The sequence below is a fragment of the Streptomyces sp. NPDC127097 genome (assembly GCF_042724075.1).
Classification (GTDB): Bacteria; Actinomycetota; Actinomycetes; order Streptomycetales; family Streptomycetaceae; genus Streptomyces.
Window position 1 is genome coordinate 135,238 of the sequence record NZ_JBHXFI010000013.1, and the last position, 20,407, is coordinate 155,644.

The 20,407-nt window shown below is 71.0% G+C and carries 18 protein-coding genes; 10 read left to right on the forward strand and 8 right to left on the reverse strand.

What is annotated here, in order from left to right; genetic code table 11:
* Positions 1-28 precede the first annotated feature (28 nt).
* Positions 29-619 carry a TetR/AcrR family transcriptional regulator gene (locus ACFWJW_RS13615; RefSeq protein ID WP_387239319.1) on the reverse strand — a complete coding sequence of 197 codons (591 nt, stop codon included), beginning with the start codon at positions 617-619 and terminating at the stop codon, positions 29-31.
* Positions 620-681: 62 nt separating this feature from the next.
* Between ACFWJW_RS13615 and ACFWJW_RS13620 the strand changes: the two genes are divergently transcribed.
* From ACFWJW_RS13620 to ACFWJW_RS13630, 3 genes are all read left to right on the forward strand, one after another.
* Positions 682-1,437 (forward strand): alpha/beta fold hydrolase, encoded by a 756-nt coding sequence (locus ACFWJW_RS13620; protein ID WP_387239322.1) that lies wholly within the window; start codon positions 682-684, stop codon positions 1,435-1,437.
* Complete coding sequence (locus ACFWJW_RS13625) at positions 1,434-1,904, forward strand: SRPBCC family protein (RefSeq protein WP_387239325.1); 471 nt, start codon at positions 1,434-1,436, stop codon at positions 1,902-1,904. Before ACFWJW_RS13620 ends, ACFWJW_RS13625 begins: the two co-directional genes overlap by 4 nt.
* 270 nt (positions 1,905-2,174) lie before the next feature.
* A complete protein-coding gene (locus tag ACFWJW_RS13630; RefSeq protein ID WP_387239328.1) occupies positions 2,175-3,089 on the forward strand; it encodes an MBL fold metallo-hydrolase in 915 nt (304 codons plus the stop codon).
* An 87-nt stretch (positions 3,090-3,176) separates the two neighbouring features.
* Here the strand turns inward: ACFWJW_RS13630 and ACFWJW_RS13635 are convergent, their stop codons facing one another.
* A complete protein-coding gene (locus ACFWJW_RS13635; protein ID WP_387239331.1) occupies positions 3,177-3,908 on the reverse strand; it encodes a class I SAM-dependent methyltransferase in 732 nt (243 codons plus the stop codon).
* 321 nt (positions 3,909-4,229) lie between these two features.
* Between ACFWJW_RS13635 and rho the strand changes: the two genes are divergently transcribed.
* Positions 4,230-5,435, forward strand: a complete 1,206-nt coding sequence (rho, locus tag ACFWJW_RS13640; protein WP_387239334.1) for a transcription termination factor Rho — start codon at positions 4,230-4,232, stop codon at positions 5,433-5,435.
* Between the two features lie 123 nt (positions 5,436-5,558).
* On the opposite strand, the gene ACFWJW_RS13645 is transcribed toward rho, so the two are convergent.
* Positions 5,559-5,798, reverse strand: a complete 240-nt coding sequence (locus ACFWJW_RS13645) for a chaplin (protein ID WP_387239337.1) — start codon at positions 5,796-5,798, stop codon at positions 5,559-5,561.
* A gap of 204 nt (positions 5,799-6,002) precedes the next feature.
* Complete coding sequence (locus ACFWJW_RS13650) at positions 6,003-7,742, reverse strand: purine-cytosine permease family protein (protein WP_387239340.1); 1,740 nt, start codon at positions 7,740-7,742, stop codon at positions 6,003-6,005.
* A gap of 290 nt (positions 7,743-8,032) precedes the next feature.
* Here ACFWJW_RS13650 and ACFWJW_RS13655 point away from each other — a divergent pair, with 290 nt between their 5' ends.
* Complete coding sequence (locus ACFWJW_RS13655; protein WP_387239343.1) at positions 8,033-9,427, forward strand: tetratricopeptide repeat protein; 1,395 nt, start codon at positions 8,033-8,035, stop codon at positions 9,425-9,427.
* Between the two features lie 161 nt (positions 9,428-9,588).
* Positions 9,589-10,947: a vanadium-dependent haloperoxidase gene (locus ACFWJW_RS13660; protein WP_387239346.1), complete on the forward strand. Its 1,359-nt coding sequence runs from the start codon at positions 9,589-9,591 to the stop codon at positions 10,945-10,947.
* Positions 10,948-11,050: 103 nt separating this feature from the next.
* On the opposite strand, the gene ACFWJW_RS13665 is transcribed toward ACFWJW_RS13660, so the two are convergent.
* Entirely contained in the window at positions 11,051-11,539 is a 489-nt protein-coding gene (locus ACFWJW_RS13665; protein WP_387239349.1) for a hypothetical protein, read from the reverse strand.
* Positions 11,540-12,190: 651 nt separating this feature from the next.
* Here ACFWJW_RS13665 and ACFWJW_RS13670 point away from each other — a divergent pair.
* The 4 genes from ACFWJW_RS13670 to ACFWJW_RS13685 all read left to right on the forward strand — a co-directional run bounded on the left by ACFWJW_RS13670 (position 12,191) and on the right by ACFWJW_RS13685 (position 17,268).
* Positions 12,191-13,231, forward strand: coding sequence for an NAD(P)-dependent alcohol dehydrogenase (locus ACFWJW_RS13670; protein ID WP_387239352.1), 1,041 nt, complete (start codon positions 12,191-12,193; stop codon positions 13,229-13,231).
* A gap of 36 nt (positions 13,232-13,267) precedes the next feature.
* Positions 13,268-14,056 carry a DeoR/GlpR family DNA-binding transcription regulator gene (locus ACFWJW_RS13675; RefSeq protein ID WP_387239355.1) on the forward strand — a complete coding sequence of 263 codons (789 nt, stop codon included), beginning with the start codon at positions 13,268-13,270 and terminating at the stop codon, positions 14,054-14,056.
* A 158-nt stretch (positions 14,057-14,214) separates the two neighbouring features.
* On the forward strand, positions 14,215-14,790 hold the full coding sequence (locus ACFWJW_RS13680) for a hypothetical protein (RefSeq protein WP_387239358.1): 576 nt from the start codon (positions 14,215-14,217) through the stop codon (positions 14,788-14,790).
* Between the two features lie 216 nt (positions 14,791-15,006).
* Positions 15,007-17,268, forward strand: coding sequence for a HelD family protein (locus tag ACFWJW_RS13685; RefSeq protein ID WP_387239361.1), 2,262 nt, complete (start codon positions 15,007-15,009; stop codon positions 17,266-17,268).
* A 20-nt stretch (positions 17,269-17,288) separates the two neighbouring features.
* Here the strand turns inward: ACFWJW_RS13685 and ACFWJW_RS13690 are convergent, their stop codons facing one another.
* The 3 genes from ACFWJW_RS13690 to ACFWJW_RS13700 all read right to left on the reverse strand — a co-directional run bounded on the left by ACFWJW_RS13690 (position 17,289) and on the right by ACFWJW_RS13700 (position 20,349).
* The gene (locus ACFWJW_RS13690; RefSeq protein ID WP_387239364.1) at positions 17,289-17,843 is read right to left on the reverse strand and encodes a GNAT family N-acetyltransferase; all 555 of its coding nucleotides are present in this window, start codon (positions 17,841-17,843) and stop codon (positions 17,289-17,291) included.
* Positions 17,844-18,046: 203 nt separating this feature from the next.
* Complete coding sequence (locus tag ACFWJW_RS13695) at positions 18,047-18,928, reverse strand: carbohydrate ABC transporter permease (RefSeq protein WP_387239367.1); 882 nt, start codon at positions 18,926-18,928, stop codon at positions 18,047-18,049.
* Entirely contained in the window at positions 18,925-20,349 is a 1,425-nt protein-coding gene (locus ACFWJW_RS13700; protein ID WP_387239370.1) for an ABC transporter permease subunit, read from the reverse strand. The genes ACFWJW_RS13695 and ACFWJW_RS13700 overlap by 4 nt, the downstream gene beginning before the upstream one ends.
* Positions 20,350-20,407: the final 58 nt, after the last annotated feature.

Below are 20,407 nucleotides of genomic sequence, written 5' to 3' on the forward strand. Positions count from 1 at the left end.
CTTTAAGGGGATTGAAACGGAGGCAGCGTCAGGTCCGTACGCGTGCTCCGTCGAGCACGGTGGCGACGGTGCGCGACACAAAGTCCTGCTCAAGCGGGAGTTGGCGCAGGACCACCCGGACCCAGGCGGTCCCGGCCAGCAGATCCATCAGCAGCGTGGTGTCGGTGTCCGCCGTGAGTTCGCCGCGGGCGACGGCACGGTCGAAGACGGGTTGCTCCAGCCTGATCCGGTCGGCGAAGAAATCCCTTACGTGCACGGCCAGTTCAGGGCTCTGGGTGGCGGCGCCCAGCACGGAAACGGCGATATCGGAGGCCGGCCGCGTGGTGAGGAGGGTGACCACCGTGTGCAGCAGGGCCTCCAGGTCTCCGGTGAGGCTGCCGGTGTCGGGAGCCGTGAAGTCGAGCTGGCGCGCGCCGATGAGCGCGGCGCCCAGGAGCGCTCCCTTGGACGGCCACCAGCGGTAGATCGTGGTCTTGTTGACCCCGGACCGCTGGGCGACCCCCTCGATGGTCAGCCCCTCGTAGCCCTTCTCCGCCAGCAGATCCAGCGTGGCATCGAAGATCTCCTGGGCCTTCCGTGGGCCGCCGCTGCGCCGTGTTCCGTGCCGCTCCTCGCTCATGAGGGGAGGTTAGCAGCAAGAACAACGCAACGTTGCGTTGCGTTTGAGGTACGGTGCCGGACATGGAGTCCAATGAAGCCGGGCTGCCCATCGTCTTCGTGCACGGCATGCGCGTGAGCGGCACGATGTGGCGACCCGTGATCCAAGCCCTCGGCGAGCGTCATCCCATAGCCGCCCCCGACTTGCCCGGCCACGGCACACGGCGCGGGGAACCGTTCAGCATGCCCGGCGCCGTGGCCGCGGTCGTCGACGTCGTGGACCAACTCGGCGGCCGTGCACTGGTGGTGGGGCTGTCCCTCGGCGGCTATGTCGCCGTCGCCACCGCCGGCGCCCACCCGGACCGTGTCCTCGGCCTGGTGGCCATGGGGTGTACGGCGCTGCCGCGCGGGGCGTTCGGCGCCGTCTACCGGGGAGCGGGACGGCTGGCGGCCAAGCACCCCGAGGAGTTCAACCGGTTCAGCGCCTTCGCGTTCCGCCGTGCACTGCCCCGGCACCAGGCGGACGCCATGGTCGCGGGCGGCCTGAGCTCCGAGGTCGTGCCGAGCATCGTCGAGGCCGTGTGGGAGACGAACCCCTTGGCGTCCCTCGCCGCGTATCCGGGCCCGGTCTGGCTGGTGAACGGCGAACGCGACCACTTCCGCCGCCAGGAACGCCGCTTCCTCCACGCCTGTCGCAACGGCCGCCTCATCATCCGCCCGAGGTGCGGACATGTCTCCAGCCTCGCCGATACGGCGGCCGTCGCCCGGCAGGTGCGCGATGCCGCCGCGGTCGTCACGGCCCGGACGCACGGATCGGCGCCCCAAGGGAGCATGCGATGACCGGCCGGGTGTGGAGCGTGGAGGAATCCCTGGAGGTCCCGGCCCCGCCGCAGACCGTCTACGCGGCGCTCGCCGACGTCCGGCGGATGGCGGAGTGGAGCCCGGAAGTCATCTGGGTGTGGCCCCGCGGAGACCGTTTCGTGGGGGTCAACCGCAAGGCGTGCTGGGTCTGGTTCGCCACCTGCCGGATCGTCACCGCCGACCCCGGCCGCGAGTTCGCTTTCGACAACATCACCTTCGGTCTGCCCGTGGCGCGCTGGGGCTACCGGCTGACCCCGACGGAGCGAGGCACCCTGGTCACCGAGTACTGGACCGACCACCGCCGCCATGGGTGGCGTCGCCGGCTCGCCGAACTGCTGGGCCTGGTCTTCACCGGCACCCCGCCCGCCCGGCGCGCCGCTCGCAACCGCGCCGGCATGCGCACGACGCTCCGCCGGCTGAGCGCCGCGTGCGAACGGGCCGACTGAATCAGCTGAATCGACGGGCCTTCCGGCGCGTGAAGGGGGGCGGGGGCGGGTCCCCCCGTCCCTCGGGCAGGGCTCCGTCAGCGGGTAGGTGAAACAGGTGCAAAACGCCCAACCCCCGACGTCCCTTTCCCCGCCGGAAGAGGCGTTCCAGCCGCAAAGCACAAGGTCTGTCCCCTCTTCCGCTTTTGCCGCACGGCGGGGTACTTCTGTGGGCAGTGCGCACTGACCGCTCATTCCGACCCCCACCTGACCAGGAAGGACGGACCTGTCATGAGTAACGACCTGTCACCCGCGGCCGCACCGGAGGAGGGGACCGGCGAGGGCTGGTACGTCGATGCGCGCTGCACCAACTGTGACGTGGCGCGGCAGCTGGCCCCCGACGTCATCCGGGAGCAGGGCGGGCGGGCGGAAGTGATCCGGCAGCCACGGAACGAGGCCGAGCAGCGGCAGTTATACGCGGCCGCCTTCGCCTGCCACACCCGGTCCATCCGCCACCCCGCGCACCACCTCACCCCCGACCTCGACCCCTTCCCCCTGGCCCTCGACGACACCGTCCATCTCTGCGGCCACAACTCCCGCCACACGGCAGGAGCCAACGCCTACCTGCTGCGCCGGCCCGACGGCAGCACCATGATGATCGACACTCCGCGCTGGAGCGACGAACTCGCGTCCCGCTACGAGGCGTTGGGGCCCGTCACCGACGTACTGCTCACCCACCGGGACCATGCCGCGCACGGCCGCCGCTACGCCGACCGGTTCGGTGCCCGGCTCTGGATCCACGAGGGCGATCTTGACGCCGCTCCGGAGGCGGACCACGTCATCCGGGGCACGGACCCGGTCGAGATCGGCGCGGGGGTCACCGTGTATCCGCTGCCCGGCCATACCCGTGGCAGCGTGCTCTACCTCGCCGATGGCAGGTACTGCTTCAGCGGCGACAGTTTCTACTGGTCGCGCAGCACCGCCGACCTGGAGGTGGCCGCCAGTGTCACCTGGTACTCGATCACGGAGCTGGCCGCTTCCCTGGTCCGGACGGCGCCCCGGCTGCGCTTCGAGTGGGTGCTGCCCGGCCACGGCGACCGCAAGCGGCTCCCGGCCGAGGAGATGTCCCGCCGCCTGGAACAGCTGACCGCCCGCACCCGCGCGCTTCAGCCGCAGCCCATCGACTTCACCGCGCTGCGCTGGTGAAGGGCTCCGGGACGGGGGAACCGGCCATGGGCGGGCCGCCGGGGTGCAGGCACCAGGACCGGCGATCCGCCCGTACGGCGCCCCCGTTCACCAGGCTCGGGTGGCCACCACCAGCCGGCACCGGGGGCTGCCGTCGGGGCGGCGGCCGAGCTCCGGGAGGGCCTGAAGCCGGACCTCGAAACCGGCCTGGATCAGCTCCGCGCGCACCTCGGCGAGCCGGAACGTGCGGTAGTACATGACGAATTCCGGGCGCCACAGCGCGTTGCGCACCCGCATCACCGCGTCGAAGGCCAGCAGCGTCCAGTAGCCGGCCGACCCCGGCCGGGCCGGCGCCCCGATCGGGAAGACGAACCGGCCGCCGGGACGCAGCACCGAGTGGACCTGCGCGAACAGCTCCGGCCGCTCCCGCGGCAGGAAGTGCCCGAACGCGCCGAAGCTCACCGCGAGGTCGAAGACCGGCTCGAAGGGGAGGGCCCGGGCGTCCGCGCGCACCCACTCGACCCGGGGCGCGGTCGCGGTCACCCGTTCCCGGGTCCGGGCCACGGAGAGCATCCCCGCACTGATGTCGACACCGGTGACCCGCTCCCGGCAGACCTGCCGCAGGACATCCATGCCCGCGCCCGTGCCGCAGCACAGATCGAGACCACTGTCGAACGGTCCGAGCCCGTGCAGCGCCCGTGACACCGGCGTCAGCACCCGGTCCGGGGTCCGGAATGGTGTGTGGTCGAACTTCGGGGCGAGCAGGTCATAGCCACGCTCGACGGAGGACAGCGCCTGGACGGCGAGTTCACGGAAGGTGGGTCCCTGGGGTGCGAACATCGTCCCCAGCATAGATCCGGTCCATACTTCACCGCATCGGCCGCGCCCCGTGGTGGTACTGTGCCGGAGAGGCGCAGTCGTGTTCGCCGTATTTCCGGCGCCGGTGCCTCTTTCTCCCTTGCGGATTGCTTTTCCCTCGCCTTCGCGCCCGTCGTTTCCGGGCCGGCGATTCAGCACCACTGTGCGGCACCCGTAGTCCAGCGATGCCGCAGCTTCTCTCTCCGGCCGCGGGCCGTCCGGCCCGCCCCTGGCGTGATCTCACCGCCATTCCTTGCCGGTTCCCTCCCATCTGCCGCGTACCGACGTCCCGAGAGGACCCCCGTGACCAGGAGCACTCAACTCCGCACCCCCACCACTGCCCCGTCTCCCACCACTGCCACCTCCCGCACCACCGCACCGCCTGCTGCCGCGGCCACGAAACCCGTCGTCACGGCGGCCGGGATCCTGGACATGGGCAACGAACGGCAGGAACCCGGCTTTCTCCGAGCGGAGGGCTGCCGTGCCTCGTCCCACGATGTCCGGGTGCCCGCCGCGCTGATCCGTGCGGCGGGCCTGCGCACCGGCGACTTCGTCGTCGGGGTCTGCGACCGGCCACGCTTGCTCGCCCGGGTCGAAACGGTCAACGGGCACCGGCCGGGCGCCCTGCGCGGCCGGCCGCACTTCCGCGACCTCACACCGCTGCACCCCCGGCACCGCATCCGCCTGGAAAGCACCACCGGCGGACCGGCCCCGCGCATCGTCGACCTGCTGACGCCGATCGGGAAGGGGCAGCGCGGGCTGATCGTGGCACCACCGAAGACCGGGAAGACCGTGCTGCTGCAACAGCTCGCGGCCGCCGTCGCCGAGAACCACCCGGAGTGCCGGCTGATGGTCGTGCTGATCGACGAACGGCCGGAAGAAGTCACCGAGATGCGCCGCTCGGTGCGTGGCGAGGTGCTCGCCTCCACCTTCGACCGCCCGGCCAAGGAACATATCGCCCTCGCCGAACTGGCCGTGGAGCGCGCCAAACGACTCGTCGAGCAGGGACAGGACGTGGTCATCCTGCTCGACTCCCTCACCCGGCTGTGCCGGGCCCACAACAACGCCGCCACATCCGGTGGCCGCACGCTGAGCGGAGGCGTCGACGCCGCCGCGCTGCACGGCCCCAAGCGGCTCTTCGGCGCGGCGCGGCTCGCCGAGGAGGGCGGTTCGCTGACCCTGCTCGCCACCGCTCTGGTGGAGACCGGATCCCGCGCCGACGACTACTTCTTCGAGGAGTTGAAGAGCACCGGAAACATGGAACTGCGCCTGGACAGGGTGCTCGCGGGCAAGCGGGTCTATCCGGCGGTCAACGCCGTCGCCTCCGGCACCCGCCGGGAAGAACTGCTGCTCACCCCGGCTGAGTTGGCGACGACCCGCCGCCTGCGCCGCGCCCTCCAGACCGGCGACGCACCGGCCAATATGCAGTCCCTGCTGGAGAAGGTCCGGCGGACGCCCGACAACGCGACGCTGCTGCGGCAGCTACAGCACCCCGCCCCCGGTGTCTGACCGCCGCATCTCCATGCCGTTGCGCTCATGGGAAGTGGCCCCCGGAGAGAGGTCCGAGGGCCACTTCGGCCGGCACCGGCCGGTCCGGCTGCGCATCCGGAACGGCCGTGCGCCGGCCCGGCGTCAGTCGGTCCAGCAGGGGGCGCCGAAGGCGGGGTTGAACGACCCGATGACGCTGATGGTGTTGCCGCAGAGGTGGACCGGAATCTGTACGGGGATCTGGATGTTGTTGCCGGACACCACTCCTGGTGAGTCGAGAGCGGCACCCCCGGCGCCGCTGTCGGCGCCGGCGACACCCGCCCCGCCGAGAACGACGGCGCAGGCGCCCGCGGTGACCAGAGCACTCTTGATCCGGTGAGCCATCGGTCGGTCTCCTAACTGGTGGAGGAACTGCGGCTCTCGGCGATGCGGTCCCGTTGACCGCACTGCGCCACGGCTGTGAGCCGCCCGTGCACAAGGCTGTCGTTCCCCACCGGCTCCCGCTCCACAGACACCGGGCCTGAAGAGCAGACTTTTAGGTGATATGGCTTCCCGTGTTGACGTGCCGGCGGCCGGCCCGTCGCGGTGTCAGGCGCGGTCCGCGGGCAGCAGATGGACGCCGGTCCGGTCGGTGCTCAGACACAGGGAGCAGACCATCGCGTCATGGCTGTGGCAGGCGGTGAGATCGGGGCGTTCGAAGTCCTGGCGGCACACATGGCACGGGAACGCCGCCGAGCTGGGGTTGCCGTCCCGGTCCAGCAGCGGAGCCTCGATCCCGTCGGAGGTGCGCCGCAGGTAGAACCTGCCCCGGGTCAGGATCGCCATCAGCGGAGTGACGACGAAGGCGATCACCGCGGCCGCGACGGGGGAGTACGGCTGGAGCGTGTCCCCCAAGGCATGGAAGTACAGCGCGATGGACAGGCCGGACGCGGCGAGGAAGGCCACCACGCCCACCGGGTTGACCGCGTAGAGCATGCCGCGGCGGAACTCCGGGGCGTGCGGGGAGAGTTTCAGCAGGTATTTGTTGACGATGATGTCGGTGGCCACGGTCACGATCCAGGCGATGGCGCAGTTGGAATAGAACCCGAGGAGGGCGTTGAGGAAGCTGAACATGTCCGCTTCCATCAGGATCAGCGCGAAGGCCAGATTGGCGAGCACGAACACCATCCGGCCCGGGTAGCGCTTGGTGACCCGGGTGAACGAGTTCGTCCAGGCCAGCGAACCGGAGTAGGCGTTGGTCACGTTGATTTTGATCTGGCTGATCACGACCAGGACCACCGCCAGCGGGACGACCAGCCAGGACGGCATCATCGCGGCGAAGGCGCCGGTGAACTGCTGGATGGGTTCGGTGGCCGAGGCCGGACCCACCTCGGCGAGGATATAGACGGCCAGGAAGACCCCGATGGCCTGCTTGAGGGCGCCGAGCACCACCCACCCGGGGCCGGCCATCACCACGGCCGTCCACCAGGCGCGCTTGTTCCCCTCGGTCTTGGGCGGCATGAAACGCAGATAGTCGACCTGCTCACCGATCTGCGCGATCAGCGACAGACAGACGCCCGCGCCCAGCAGCACCGAGGCCGTATTGACGCCACCGCCGCCCTGCGCGCCCGTATACGAGAGGAAGGTGTGCACCGTACCGGGGTCGGTGGCGACCAGGTACACCAGCGGGCCCACCATCAGCAGCAGCCAGACCGGGGTCGTCCAGACCTGGAGCTTGCTGAGTGCCTTCATCCCGTAGATGACCAGCGGGATCACCATGAACGTCGAGATCACATAGCCCAGCCACAGGGGCAGACCGAAACCCAGCTTCAGGCCCTGAGCCATGATCGAGCCTTCGAGGGCGAAGAAGATGAAGGTGAAACTGGCGAAGATGACGCTCGTCAGCACCGAGCCGTAGTAGCCGAAGCCGGAGCCCCTGGTGATCAGGTCCAGGTCGATGTTGTAGCGCGCCCCGTAGTAGGCGAGCGGGAAGCCCGTGACGAAGATGACCACCGCGGCGACGAGGATCGCGGCCAGCGCGTTCCCGGTGCCGTGGGTGAGCCCGATGCCCGCACCGATGGAGAAGTCGGCCATATACGCGATGCCGCCGAGCGCCGTCGTCGCCACCACCATCGGCGTCCACCGGCGGTAACTGCGCGGCGCGAAGCGGAGGGTGTAGTCCTCCAGGGTCTCGTTCGCCGCTCTGTCGGCAGGCGCGGGGGCCTCGACGGACGTGGCGGCCTCGACGGACGCGGGGGTCTCTGCGGACGCGGGGGTCTCGGCGGGCGCCTCGGCGCCAGGGGGCCGCCGACCGCTGTCAGGGACAGTCACATGTGGCTCGACACTCATGCCGGACCTCCTGAAGGTGCGAGGGATATGCGGTGCCCTGCCTCGCCCATGGCAGGGGCGGCCGGGTCCCGCGCGACGGCGTTGGCGGAGCGGGAGCGTGGTGCGGCGTGGGCACGCGCGCCGACGGGCGAAGTCGGCCGCACGGCGCATCCGGCCGGTGCCCATGACGGGACATTAGGCAGCACGTGTTTCCCGCAGCGTCTTCCCAGATGAACCGGACGTTTCCGCCGTGGCTCCGGTCGCGAAGCGGGTAAGGATGGGAGACCCGCACTCAGCCCGCAGGAGCCACCATGACAGCGGACCGCCACGGACATCTGATGAGTGACACCGGCCCCGAGGCCCTGGCCCCTTACGAACAGGCCCTGGACGACCTGCTGTTCTTCCGGCCCCGGGTCGCCGAGTCCGCACGGTCGGTACTGGCCGCCGCGCCGCGGTCGGTGATGGGACAGACGCTGGCCGCGTATCTGGGCGTACTGGGTACCGAGGAGAAGGACGCCGCCGCGGCACGCGACGACTTCGCCCGCTTCCGCTCCGGTCTGGACACGGCCGGTGTGACACCGCGGGAGCGGATGCATCTCGCGGCCGCAACGGCCTGGCTGGACGGCGATCTGCACGGCGCCGGCCGGATCCTCGGCGACCTCACCATCGCCTACCCGTGCGATGCGCTGGCCCTCTTCGCCGGCCATCAGCACGACTTCCTCACCGGGGACGCCGCGCGCCTGCGGGACCGCGTCGGCGGCGCCCTGGATGCCTGGGACGAGGACGACCCCCACCACGGTCCGCTGCTCGGCATGTACGCGTTCGGCCTGGAGGAGTCGGGCCATTACGAACGCGCCGAGGAGGTCGGCCTGGCGGCCCTGGAGCGGCATCCGCACGATGTGTGGGGGATTCACGGCGTGGTGCACACCTACGAGATGCGCGGCCGCTTCACGGACGGCATCCGCTTCCTCGACGCCCGGACCGGCGACTGGTCACAGGGCAGCCTGCTCACGGTCCACAACTGGTGGCACTACGCCCTCTTCACCCTGGAGACCGGCGACACCGCCCGGGTACTGGAGATCTATGACGCGGCGCTGCACCACGACCGGTCGGCGGGGGTGGCGATGGAACTGCTCGATGCCGCCGCCCTGTTGTGGCGGCTGTATCTGGCGGAGGACGAACAGAGCGCGCGGTGGACCCGGCTCGCCGACGCCTGGGAGAACCGGCGCGACGGCCCCCACTACGCATTCAACGACGCACACGCGGTGATGGCCTATGTGGGAGCCGGACGCGTCGCCCAGGCACAGCGCCTCGTCGAGGACCGGGAACACTGGGTGGCGGCGGAGCCCAGCGGGTCGAACCGCGCCATGACGGCCGAGATCGGACTGCCCGTCTGCCGCGCCCTGATCGCCTACGGACAGCACGACTACGGCCGGGCCACCGATCTGCTGCTGCCCGTCCGCCACCGGCTGCACCGGTTCGGCGGCAGCCACGCCCAGCGGGACGCGATCCAGCGGACCCTCGTGGAGGCCGCTCTCCGTGCCCGCCGTACGGAGCTGGCCCGGACGCTGCTCAGCGAACGTATCCAACTGCGCCCGGTCTGCCCGTACAACTGGTCGGCCAAGGCCCGGCTGGCGGAGCAGCTCGGCGACCCGGTGCGCGCCGCGGCCGCCCGCGAGCGCGCCGTCGCACAGGCGGCAGGCTGAGCTGTGCCGGGACGTCCACGGGCACCCCGCGCACCGCGATGCGCCCTGGACGACGGGGGCCCGCGCCGCCTGTGCCAGGAGCGGTACTTCCGTGCGCGGGCGTACGCGCGCCCGGCGGTGCCGAGGCGTGACCCGCCACCCGTTCGGCGGTTAAGTCGGTTATGGATACTTCTCGTTCGGTCAGACGAGCAGTCATCGGCGCGGTCACCGCACTGCTCGTCCTCGCCCTCACGGCCGTGGCGGGCCCCACGGCCACCGCCGGCAACCACCGGTCGCCGGCCGCGGACCCCGCGGCGATCCGCGACTGGAACGTCATCGCCACCGACACCATCAGCGCCAACCTCGGACCCACCCGCCCCTCCGGACAGGTCGTCATCTGGCACGGCTTCGTCTCGGCCGCCGTCTACAACGCCGTGGTCGGCATCCAGCGCACCTACGCCCCGTACAAGTGGCGGGCGCGCGGCCCCGTCACGGCCTCGCCCGAGGCGGCCGCCGTGACCGCCGCACATCGCGTCCTGCTCACCTACTTCCCGGCCTCCCAAGCCTCGCTCGATGCCGCGTACGCCGATTCGCTCGCGAAGATCCCCGACGGCCGGGCGAAGCGGCAGGGCGTGGCCTTCGGGGAGCGCGCCGCCGGCCACCTCATCGCGCTGCGCGAAGACGACGGCCGGTTCGCACCGGTGGAGTTCACCGCGGCGCCCGCGCCCGGTGTCTGGCGGCCCACCCCGCCGGCCCATCAGCCCTTCATCGACCCCTGGCTCGCCGTATTGCGCCCCCTGCTGCTCACCTCCCCGACCCAGTTCCGTCCCGGCGGGCCGCCCGCTCTGTCCTCGGCCCGCTATGCCCGGGACGTGAACGAGGTGAAGATGTTGGGGGCGCGGACCGGTTCGACCCGCACGCCGCAGCAGACCAACACCGCCCTGTTCTTCGGGGGCAACCTGGCGGTGCAGTTCCAGACGGCGTTCCGGGACCACACGGCCCGGCACCACCTGGACATCGCGGAGACGGCACGGCTGTTCGCCGCGGCGAACATGTCGGCAACCGACGCCGTCATCACCGCATGGGACGCCAAACTCCACTACGGATTCTGGCGTCCGATCACCGCCGTCCAGCTGGCCGACACCGACGGCAACCCCGCGACCGACGCCGACCCGCAGTGGCAGCCGCTGCTCGTCACCCCACCGCACCCCGACTACCTCAGCGGCCACACCACGGTCGCCGGCGCCGTGACCCGGACCCTGACCGGGATCCTCGGCACCACGCACCTCGACCTCAACGTCCCCTCTGAGATCACCGGCACCACCCGCCACTATGACGAGGCCGCCCAGCTCAACGAGGACATGATCAACGCCCGGGTCTGGGCCGGGATCCACTTCCGCACCGCGGACGTCGTCGGCTGCCATGCCGGCAGCCGCATCGGCGTCTGGGCGCTCACCCACTACTTCCGCCCGCTGCACTCGGCAGGGCCCCACGCCGTGCCACCGGACCGGTCGAACTGCCCGCGAGACAGCGTGAGTTGACCTGATCGCCGGGCGCTCGCCGATCTCCGGACGTACGGACCGCGGCCGGCCCACCCCCGCCCGTACGTGCCCGGCCGGTCGGCGAGCGAAGCGGCGAGGCCCCTCAGTGACGGCCCGCGGGAACCCCCGCCTCGTCGACCGCCGGCGCGCTGGACGGTCCGGGGGCCGGCGCGGTGAACTCCGGGTCGGGTTCGAGGAATCGGATCGCGACCGCGGTGGCGAGATGCAGCAGGGCGAAGATCCAGGCGATGCCCTGCACCCCGACCGGCCCCAGGGCGACGGCGACGACGGCCGGTCCGGCGAAGGTGCTCGCGCCGGCCCCCAGATTCATCACGCTGAGCAGCCGCAGCCAGGCCGAGGTGCTGAAGCCGACCGTCTCGGTGGAGAAGAACGGCAGACAGACCAGGAAGCCGAACTGGGAGCCGGTGCTGAAGACACGCACCGCGGCGCCGACGGCCACCCGCGGGCGCCGTCGCATGATCGAGACACTGCCCGCGAGCGTCTTGAGTGGATTCCCGCCCTCCGGGGCGATACTGGACCGGCCGGTGGGCTCCCGCACCAGCAGCAGGTCGAGCAGACCGCCGAGTGCCACCAGGCCGAGCGCGATCCACCACGTCCGTAGGAGCCGGCCAGCGGGATCGTGGCGCTGGCGACCAGTGAGCCGAGGGTCGGCAGCCCGCCGGTGAAGGCGAACCAGTACCAGCCGACCGCCGTTCCCAGCCGCTGCGGTGGGGTCGCCGCGGTGACCCACACCAGGAAGCCGTGGGCGAACAAGGGGTAACCGAAGCCGCGCAGCCCGTACTTGGCCAGACCGTGGTCGGCAGGTACTTCGAGAAGAAGCCGGTCTCCACCCCGTCACCTGTCATGAAGAGCAGGACTCCGACGAAACCCCAGGTCAGGGCGGGAGGTATGCCCAGGCGGGCGAAGCGGGAGCGGCCGCGGCCGGGCGATGCGGGGCCGGTGCGCGGTGTCCGTATCGGCCGGCGGCGGACGGAGCTGCTCATGGGCTCGCCAAGGGAGCGGATCTTTACCAGGGGACGGGGGAGGGCGCACCGATGCGCCGTGCGGACGGTGAGCCGGCGCAAGTCGTCTCACATTTTGTGAGAAGTCAAGGCTCCTCTGATAGGAAAAGAGGCGGTACCGTGCTGAAGCCAAGGGGCGACGCGGCAGCTCGCCGGTCCAGCACCGGATCGCGCGACGTCCCCTCCACATCGCCACACCCCGAGGGAGCCGTGAGCCCGTCATGACCGCCACATCCGGGATTCCCGCCACCATGCGCGCCGCCGTCCTCCACGGACCCGGGCAGCTGAGCCTCGCCGAACGCCCCGTCCCCGAGCCCGGCCCGGGAGAGGTCCTGGTCCGGGTCGAGGCGGTCGGGACCTGCGGCTCGGATGTGCACTACTACCGGCACGGACGCATCGGCGACTTCGTCGTACGGGAGCCGCTCGTCCTCGGACACGAGGCGGCCGGCACGGTCGTCGCCTGCGGCCCGGGCGCCGACACCCGCCGGATGGGCCGGCGCGTCTCCATCGAGCCCGGCACCCCCTGCGGCAGCTGCGGTGAATGCCGTCCGGGCCGCTACAACCTCTGCCCGGACATGCGCTTCCTCGCCACGCCGCCGGTGGACGGCGCCTTCTGCGAATACCTGGCCGTCCACCAGGACTTCGCCCACGAGGTCCCGGACTGCCTGACCATCGAGGAAGCCGCACTGCTGGAGCCGCTGTCCGTGGCCGTGTGGGCCTGCCGCAAGGCCCGCGTCGCCCCCGGCGACCGTGTCCTGATCACCGGTGCGGGCCCCATCGGCCTGGTGACCGCTCAGACGGCACGGGCCTTCGGCGCACGGGAGGTCATGGTCACCGATGTCCTCCCGCGCCGCCTCGCCCTCGCCTGCGCCGCCGGCGCCACCGCCCTGGACGTCTCGGCCACCCCGCTGCGCGAAGCCGGCTACACCCCCACCGTCCTTCTGGAGTGCTCCGGCGTCCCCGAGGTGAGCGGCGAGGCGATCCGTACGGTGGGCCGGGCCGGCCGGGTGGTCCTCGTCGGCATGGGCGGGGACGAGGTCCCGCTCCCGCTGAGCCGGGTGCAGAGCCACGAACTGGAACTGACCGGCACCTTCCGCTACGCCCACACCTGGCCCACCGCGACGGCCCTGGTGGCGTCGGGTGCGGTCCGGCTCGACTCGCTGGTCTCGCACGGTTACGGTCTTGCCGAGGCCGAGAGCGCACTGACCGTCGCCACCCACGACGCGAGCGCCGTGAAGGCCGTCATCTACCCGCAGCGGTAGCCGCTGCCGCTGTCCGACCGGAAAGGGGCGGCCCCGATGGCTTCCACACGGTCGTCGCTGGCCGAGGTCGACCGGCGACGGCAGGACGTACTGGCCCATGTCGTCGAACACGGTGAAGTCCGCATCGACGACCTGGCCAGACACTTCGGGGTCAGCCTCGCGACCATGCACCGCGATCTGGACCAGCTCGCCGAACGCCGGCTGCTGCGCAAGGAACGCGGCCGGGCCGCGCCCTTTCCGAGCCTCACCATGGAGACCGCCACCCGCTTCCGTGTCGGCGTCAATCACGCGGTGAAGGAGGCGCTGTGCGCCGCCGTCGCCGACGAGATCCGGCCCGGCAGCACCGTCGTGCTGGACGATTCCACCACCGTCTTCCCGCTGGCGGCCCGGATCGCCCGGACCGAAGCGGTCACCGTGGTCACCAACTCCCTCGGTGTGGCCCGGCTGTTCGACGAGACTCCGGGCACCGAGGTGACGCTGCTGGGCGGTCGCTACCGCGGCGAATTCGGCTCCTGCGTCGGCCCGGACGTCCTGCGCGGCCTCGGCCGGATCCGCGCCGACCTCGCGGTGATGTCGGCGGTGTCGGTGCTCGGCGGCCGCCTCTTCCACCCGATCCGTGAGTACGCCGAGATCAAGGAGGCCATGCTGGAGTGCGCGCAGCGGTCGCTGCTCCTGGTGGACCACAGCAAGTTCGGCAAGACCGCGACGCACGTGTACGGCGACATCGGTGACTACGGCCGTGTCGTCACCGATCGCGGGATCCCGGCCGAGGAGTTGGCCGCACTGCGTCGCGCCGGGGTGACCGTGGACGTGGTCGACGTCTGACGGCCCTCTGGGACGGCCGGCGCCCGGTGCCAGTACCTCCGCTTTCGCGACAACATGGCTCCTTCGTCGGCCAAATACGGACCGGCGCACAACGTCCCCGCCCCCGCGCCCGTCCTACCGCACGCATCTGTACACAGGCTCTTCTCAGGAGGTAAGTGATGCGACGGTTGGGGACAGTGGCCGCGGCGTTCGTGCTGGCGGGCGTCGGGGTGGCGGGCACGGCCGGGGTGGCCGGGGCCGCGACCGGCCCGGTGGCTGAAGCCGCCCCGGCCACGGCCTGTTCGACCGTCTGGGGCAGTGGCAACAAGTCGGCCACGGACGCGAACGCGGCGCCGCTGAAGAACGTCAAGACCAGCCGGAACGCCTGCTACGACCGGATGGTCTTCGACATCGGCGGAGCGACCGGCAAGGTCGGCTACCACGTCGGCTATGTCGACGCGTTCCACCAGGACGGCTCGGGCGAGAAGATACCGGTCAACGGCGGCGCCATCCTTGAGGTCTTCGTGTCCGCGCCCAGCCATGACCCGGCGACCGGCAAGCAGACCTACGCCGCGACGGCCGGCAAGCCGCTGCCGGGGGTCAAGCTCGCCGGATACCGCACGTTCAAGGACACCAAGTTCGGGGCGAGCTTCGAGGGGCAGACCCAGGTCGGTCTGGGCGTGCGCGCCAAGCTGCCGTTCCGGGTGCAGCAGTCCGGTCACGAGCTGATCGTGGACGTCGCGCACACCTGGTGATCCGGCGCACCACCACGGGCCGTCCGGTGTCGCTGCGCTGAAAAGCGGAAGCTGACACCGGCGGCTCCCGTGGGAGCTCCTGCCGGACAAAAGGAAATACCCCGGACCGAGTTGACGGCCGGGGTATTTCTCTGGGTATATTGAGGGCTTCTGTGTTTTGCGAATTCACATCGCAAACTCACCCTACATACCGAACTATATCCGAGCGGAGCTGAATTGTCAAACGAGGAATGGCAGCACGAGCAGGAATTCATCGACCTGCTCTATGACCGCCTCACCGAACTACGGGACCTGGCCGAGACGGCGGTGCACACCGCAGTCCAGTCGCCGGCGGGCAACCACGCCCAGATGCGGCTGGAGCGCAATGTCCTGGTGGCCGAACAGTCCGGTCTGCTGGCCGCCTTCAACGCCGGGGAAAATGGCCTGTGTTTCGGTCGGCTGGCATTCCGCGACGGCCGCGATCACCACATCGGCCGGATCGGTATCCGGCGCGACGACCCGGACCGTACCCCGCTCGTCATCGACTGGCGGGCCGAGGTCGCCCGCCCGTTCTACCTCGCCACCGGACACACCCCGATGGGGTTGCGCCGCCGGCGGCACATCACGACCGAGGGCCGGCGGGTCACCGGGCTGCACGACGAGATCATGGACCTCGCCGACGCCGTACGGACCGGGCACGAGGGCACCGACGGGGACACCGTCCTGCTGGCCGCACTGGACGCGGCGCGCACCGGGCGGATGCATGACATCGTGCAGACCATCCAGGCCGAGCAGGACGCCATCATCCGCGCCCCGCACCACGGCATCCTCGTCGTGGAGGGCGGCCCCGGCACCGGCAAGACCGTCGTCGCCCTGCACCGCGCCGCCTATCTGCTCTATGCGCACCGTGAACAGCTGGCCCGGCGGGCCGTGCTGATCGTCGGGCCGAACCCGGCGTTCCTCAGCTATATCGCGGAGGTGCTGCCCTCGCTCGGCGAGACCGGAGTGCTGCTCGCCACGCCCGGCGAACTCTTCCCGGGCGTCACCGCGACCGGAACCGACACCCCCGAAGCCGCCGAGGTCAAGGGCCGGGCGGCGATGGCCGACGCGCTCGCCGCGGCCGTCCGCGACCGGCAGGCCCTGCCCGGCTCCGTGATCGTGATCGACCATGAGGACGGCGAACTGCGGCTGGACGCGGACCTGGCACAGGAGGCGCGGCGCCGGGCACGGGAGACCAGGCTGCCGCACAATCTCGCCCGCCCGCACTTCGCCTTCCGCGTCATCGACGCCCTCACCGAGCAACTGGTCGACCGGATCGGTGCGGATCCCTTCGGCGGGCCGAATTTCCTCGGCCCGGACGACATCGCCCAGCTGGGCAAGGCGATCGCCACCAGCGCCGAAGTGCACGACGCCATCGATGAGTTGTGGCCCGAGCTCACCCCTGAACAGCTGGTCGCCGACTTCCTCGCCGAGCCCGTACACCTCCCGGACGCCGATGCGGACGCCATCCGACGGGTGGACGGGGAGTGGACCCCGGCGGACGTGCCGCTGCTGGACGAGGCGGCCGAGCTTCTCGGCGAGGACTCCTCGGCGGCCCGTGCCGCGGCCGAGGCGGAGCGCCAGGAGCTGATCGACTACGCCCAGGGCGTGCTCGACCTCTCCTACGGCTCGCGCACCCAGGAGTTCGAGGACCGCGACGACGAGGAGTCGGAGGTGCTCGCCGCGCACGACCTGGTGGACGCGGAGTTGCTCGCCGACCGGCACGAGGAGGCCGACCACCGCAGCGCCGCCGAACGCGCCGCGGCCGACCGGACCTGGGCGTTCGGCCACATCATCGTGGACGAGGCACAGGAGCTGTCCGTCATGATGTGGCGGTTGCTGATGCGCCGTTGCCCGACGCGTTCGATGACGCTGGTCGGCGATCCGGCGCAGACCGCCGAGCCCGGTGGCTGTGGTTCGTGGGAGGCGATCCTCGCGCCTTATGTGGGCGACCGCTGGGAGCACGTCAGGCTCGGTGTCAACTACCGTACGCCGACCGAGATCATGGAGGTCGCGGCGCAGGTGCCCCGGTCCGCCGATCCCTCCTTCACGCCGCCGCGCTCGATCCGCTCCACCGGGGTACGCCCGTGGGCGCACCGTACGGACGACCTCGCGCGGGTGGCCGCCGAGGCGGTCGCACGCGAGAGCCACCAGGACGGCCGCCTCGCGGTGATCGCCCCGCTCGCCCACCACGAGGCCCTGGCCGCCGCCCTCCCGGACGCCTCCGCCGGACCCTCCCCGGACCTGACCCGTCCGGTGGTGCTGCTCGGCCCGCGGCAGGCCAAGGGCCTGGAATTCGACTCCGTGATGGTGGTGGAACCGGCGGAACTCGGTGCGAGCGATCTGTACGTCGCGCTCACCCGGGCGACCCAGCGACTCGGCGTGCTCCACAGCGGGGCGCTGCCCGCCGGGTTGGAGACGCTGGCCGGAACCGGCTCCCCGACCCCGTCGCTTCCCTGACGGGCGCGGGCCGGCCGGCCTCACCCCCGCTCGGCGGCCCGCCGGTCCCCGGCGGCGAGCCGGTACAGCACGTTCCGGCGCAGCGGGCCGTCGGGCACCTCGGGATCGTCGAAGTCGTCGGCGGGGTCGCGGGTCATGCCGAGGCGGCGCATCACCGCCTGTGAGCGCAGGTTGGTGGTCGTCGTCACCGCGAGGATCTCCGGCAGGCCGAGGGTGCGGAAGCCGAAGGCCAGGGCGGCCGCGCCGGCCTCGGTGGCATACCCGTGCCCCCACGCCGAACGGGCCAGCCGCCAGCCGGCCTCCACTCCGGTGAACGGCATCTCCTCATCCACCGGGTCCAGACCGGCGAACCCGATGAACTCCCCGGTGGCGCGCACTTCGAGCGCCCACCATCCCCAGCCGCGGTCGGCGAGACCGGCCTGGAATTCGGCGACGGATGCCGCGCTCTGCTCTGGCGTGAGCACCTCGGGGAAGTGCGCCCGGACCTCGGGATCGGCGTTCATCGCGGCCCAGGGGCCGAGATCGGACTCCCGCCACGGGCGGAGCAGCAGGCGCTCGGTGCGCAGTTCGGACATCGCGTCAACCTAGCCCGGGCGCGTACCGGTGACGAGCGAATAATGCAGCAGCCTCGGACGGCGGAGCCGGGTCGGAGTTCCGCCCTCCGCCGGCCCGCCGTGCACCGTCGCAAGACGGCCCGGCGCGCGACACGATGCTGCCATGTGTCGCGCGCCGTCCCCTCCTGGCCCGGTCCACCGGACCGGGCAGGTGACCGGACCGGTTATTTGACCGAACCGGCCATGATGCCCTGAACGAAATGCCGTTGGAACACGAAGAACACGATCAGCGGCACGATCAAGGACAGAAATGCACCGGGCGCCAGGACCCCGATGTTGCTGCCGAACTGCCTCATCTGCGACTGGAGGGCCACGGTCAGCGGCTGTGACTCGTTGTCGGCGAAGAGCAGGGCGACCAGCATGTCGTTCCAGACCCACAGGAACTGGAAGATGGCGAGGCTGGCGATGGCGGGCCGGCCCAGGGGCAGTACCAGCTGGGAGAAGATCCGCCATTCCCCGCCGCCGTCCATCCGGGCGGCCTCCAGCATCTCCTTGGGGATTTCCGCGAAGTAATTCCGCAGCAGGAAGATGGCGAACGGCAGACCGTAGGCGGTGTGGAAGAGCACCACGCCGGGGATCGAGCCGAACAGCCCCAGCGCACCGAACAGCTTGGCCACCGGCAGCAGTCCGATCTGGACCGGCACCACCAGCATGGCGACCACCACGAGGAAGATCCAGTCCCGGCCCGGGAACTCCATCCAGGCGAAGGCGTATCCGGCCAGCGCGGCGATCGCCACGACGGCCAGGGTGGTGGGCACCGAGATCAGCACCGTGTTCCAGAATGCCTGGACGATGCCGGAATCCTTCAGCAGCGACGTGTAGTTGTCGAGGGACAGCTGGCCGGGTGTGGTGAGCGCGGTCCACCAGCCGCTGCTCGCGTTCGCCTCCTCCGTACGCAGCGAGGAGAGGAAGAGTCCGGCGGCCGGGGTGAGCCAGATCAGACCGACGACGAGCAGGAACACCTGGATCACGCCGCGGCTGAGCCACCTGGCCGGCCGTGCGGCCGCCTTCCTGCGGGGGGCCGCGGTTCCTTGCGCGGTGGTCATGACTGGCTCCTGCGGAAACGTCGGATGTTGAGGGCCATGGCCGGGACCACCAGGAGGAGCAGCAGTACGCCGAGGGCGCTGCCGAGTCCCTGGTTGTTGCCGCCGCCGAAGGAGACCAGCCACATCTGTAGGGCCAGGACATTGGCGTCCTGCTGTACGGGACCGGGGGCGATGATGTAGACGAGGTCGAAGACCTTCATCACATTGATCACCATCGTCACGAACACCACGCCCAGCACCGGCCCGAGCAGCGGAACGGTGATCCGGCGGAAGACCTGCCATTCATTGGCGCCGTCCATCCGGGCCGCCTCCAGGACGTCCCGGGGCATCGAGGAGAGCCCGGCGCCGATGAGGACGAGCGCGAAGCCGGTCCAGATCCACATGTAGGCGCCGATGATGGCGGGCGTGATGAGCGCCGGACCGAGCCAGGAGATGCCCTCGTACGGCGGGGCGAAGTCCTTCGCCGGGAGCTGGACGGCGTAGGAGCCCGGGGCCAGATGGGCCAGGCGGTAGGAGCCGTCCGGTTTGGTGGTCGCCGTGGCCACCACCTTGCCGTGGGAGTCGACCGCCTCGACCGCGAGCGCGGGTAGCCCGCGCTCGCCGCGGTCCACCCTGCCGGGCTTGCCGCCACCGCCGGGGGTGAAGTCGAGGTAGACCACACCGCGCAGTTCGCCGTCGGCGGCCCGGGAGTGGGCCGCCGGTGCGGCGGGCCGCGCCTGGGACGGCATGTCCTTCGGCGCGACGCCGACCAGACCGAGGTTGACGGTGTTTCCGGGGCCGGTGCGGTGCGCCGTCCGGTAGGAGCCGTCATGGGCCTTGGTCAGCTGCTTGTCGCCGAGACGCACCTTGGCGGTCGGGAAGGAGGTGGACTTCCCCTGGACGCTCTCGTGGATGCCGACGGTGACCGCGTTGAGCACACCGCGCTGCGGATCCTGCTCGTAGGCGAGACGGAAGATGATGCCGGCGGCGAGGAAGGAGATCGCCATCGGCATGAACATCAGCAGCTTGAACGCCGTCTTCCAGCGGATCTTCTCGGTCAGGACCGCGAGGACCAGGCCGAGTCCGGTCAGCAGCGCGGGGGCGAAGACCACCCAGATCGCACTGTTGCGGATGGCCCGGAGCGTGGCGGGGTCCTGGAACATCGCGGTGTAGTTGTCGGCGCCGACGAAGGTGTCGCCCGAGGCGTCGTACAGGCTGCGGATGACCGAGAACACGATGGGGTACGCGACGAGGGCGCCCAGCAGCAACAGCGCGGGAAACAGGAACACCGCGGCGATCCGCCGGCGGCGCCGGACCGCGCGCCGCGCGGGGGCGTTCGGCCCGTCGGCGGTGCCGCCCGGGGGGTGGGACGCGGGGGGGCGCGCCGCAACCGGCGCCCCCGCCGGGGTCGTGTCTTGGAAGGGGTAGGGGCCGCCGGGCATTAATTACCTAAACCAATGCAGCGGGGGCCCCCTGCCAGCGCGCCCGGGGCGCCGGGGC

What these genes read in the sequence shown, in the direction of transcription:
- ACFWJW_RS13670 (WP_387239352.1), top strand. Translation starts at nt 12,191, where the DNA reads ATGACCGCCACATCCGGGATTCCCGCCACCATGCGCGCCGCCGTCCTC.
- ACFWJW_RS13660 (WP_387239346.1), top strand. Translation starts at nt 9,589, where the DNA reads ATGGATACTTCTCGTTCGGTCAGACGAGCAGTCATCGGCGCGGTCACC.
- ACFWJW_RS13645 (WP_387239337.1), bottom strand. Translation starts at nt 5,798, where the DNA reads ATGGCTCACCGGATCAAGAGTGCTCTGGTCACCGCGGGCGCCTGCGCC.
- ACFWJW_RS13620 (WP_387239322.1), top strand. Translation starts at nt 682, where the DNA reads ATGGAGTCCAATGAAGCCGGGCTGCCCATCGTCTTCGTGCACGGCATG.
- ACFWJW_RS13615 (WP_387239319.1), bottom strand. Translation starts at nt 619, where the DNA reads ATGAGCGAGGAGCGGCACGGAACACGGCGCAGCGGCGGCCCACGGAAG.
- ACFWJW_RS13675 (WP_387239355.1), top strand. Translation starts at nt 13,268, where the DNA reads ATGGCTTCCACACGGTCGTCGCTGGCCGAGGTCGACCGGCGACGGCAG.
- ACFWJW_RS13700 (WP_387239370.1), bottom strand. Translation starts at nt 20,349, where the DNA reads ATGCCCGGCGGCCCCTACCCCTTCCAAGACACGACCCCGGCGGGGGCG.
- ACFWJW_RS13690 (WP_387239364.1), bottom strand. Translation starts at nt 17,843, where the DNA reads ATGTCCGAACTGCGCACCGAGCGCCTGCTGCTCCGCCCGTGGCGGGAG.
- ACFWJW_RS13680 (WP_387239358.1), top strand. Translation starts at nt 14,215, where the DNA reads ATGCGACGGTTGGGGACAGTGGCCGCGGCGTTCGTGCTGGCGGGCGTC.
- ACFWJW_RS13695 (WP_387239367.1), bottom strand. Translation starts at nt 18,928, where the DNA reads ATGACCACCGCGCAAGGAACCGCGGCCCCCCGCAGGAAGGCGGCCGCA.
- ACFWJW_RS13650 (WP_387239340.1), bottom strand. Translation starts at nt 7,742, where the DNA reads ATGAGTGTCGAGCCACATGTGACTGTCCCTGACAGCGGTCGGCGGCCC.
- ACFWJW_RS13655 (WP_387239343.1), top strand. Translation starts at nt 8,033, where the DNA reads ATGACAGCGGACCGCCACGGACATCTGATGAGTGACACCGGCCCCGAG.
- ACFWJW_RS13635 (WP_387239331.1), bottom strand. Translation starts at nt 3,908, where the DNA reads ATGTTCGCACCCCAGGGACCCACCTTCCGTGAACTCGCCGTCCAGGCG.
- ACFWJW_RS13630 (WP_387239328.1), top strand. Translation starts at nt 2,175, where the DNA reads ATGAGTAACGACCTGTCACCCGCGGCCGCACCGGAGGAGGGGACCGGC.
- ACFWJW_RS13625 (WP_387239325.1), top strand. Translation starts at nt 1,434, where the DNA reads ATGACCGGCCGGGTGTGGAGCGTGGAGGAATCCCTGGAGGTCCCGGCC.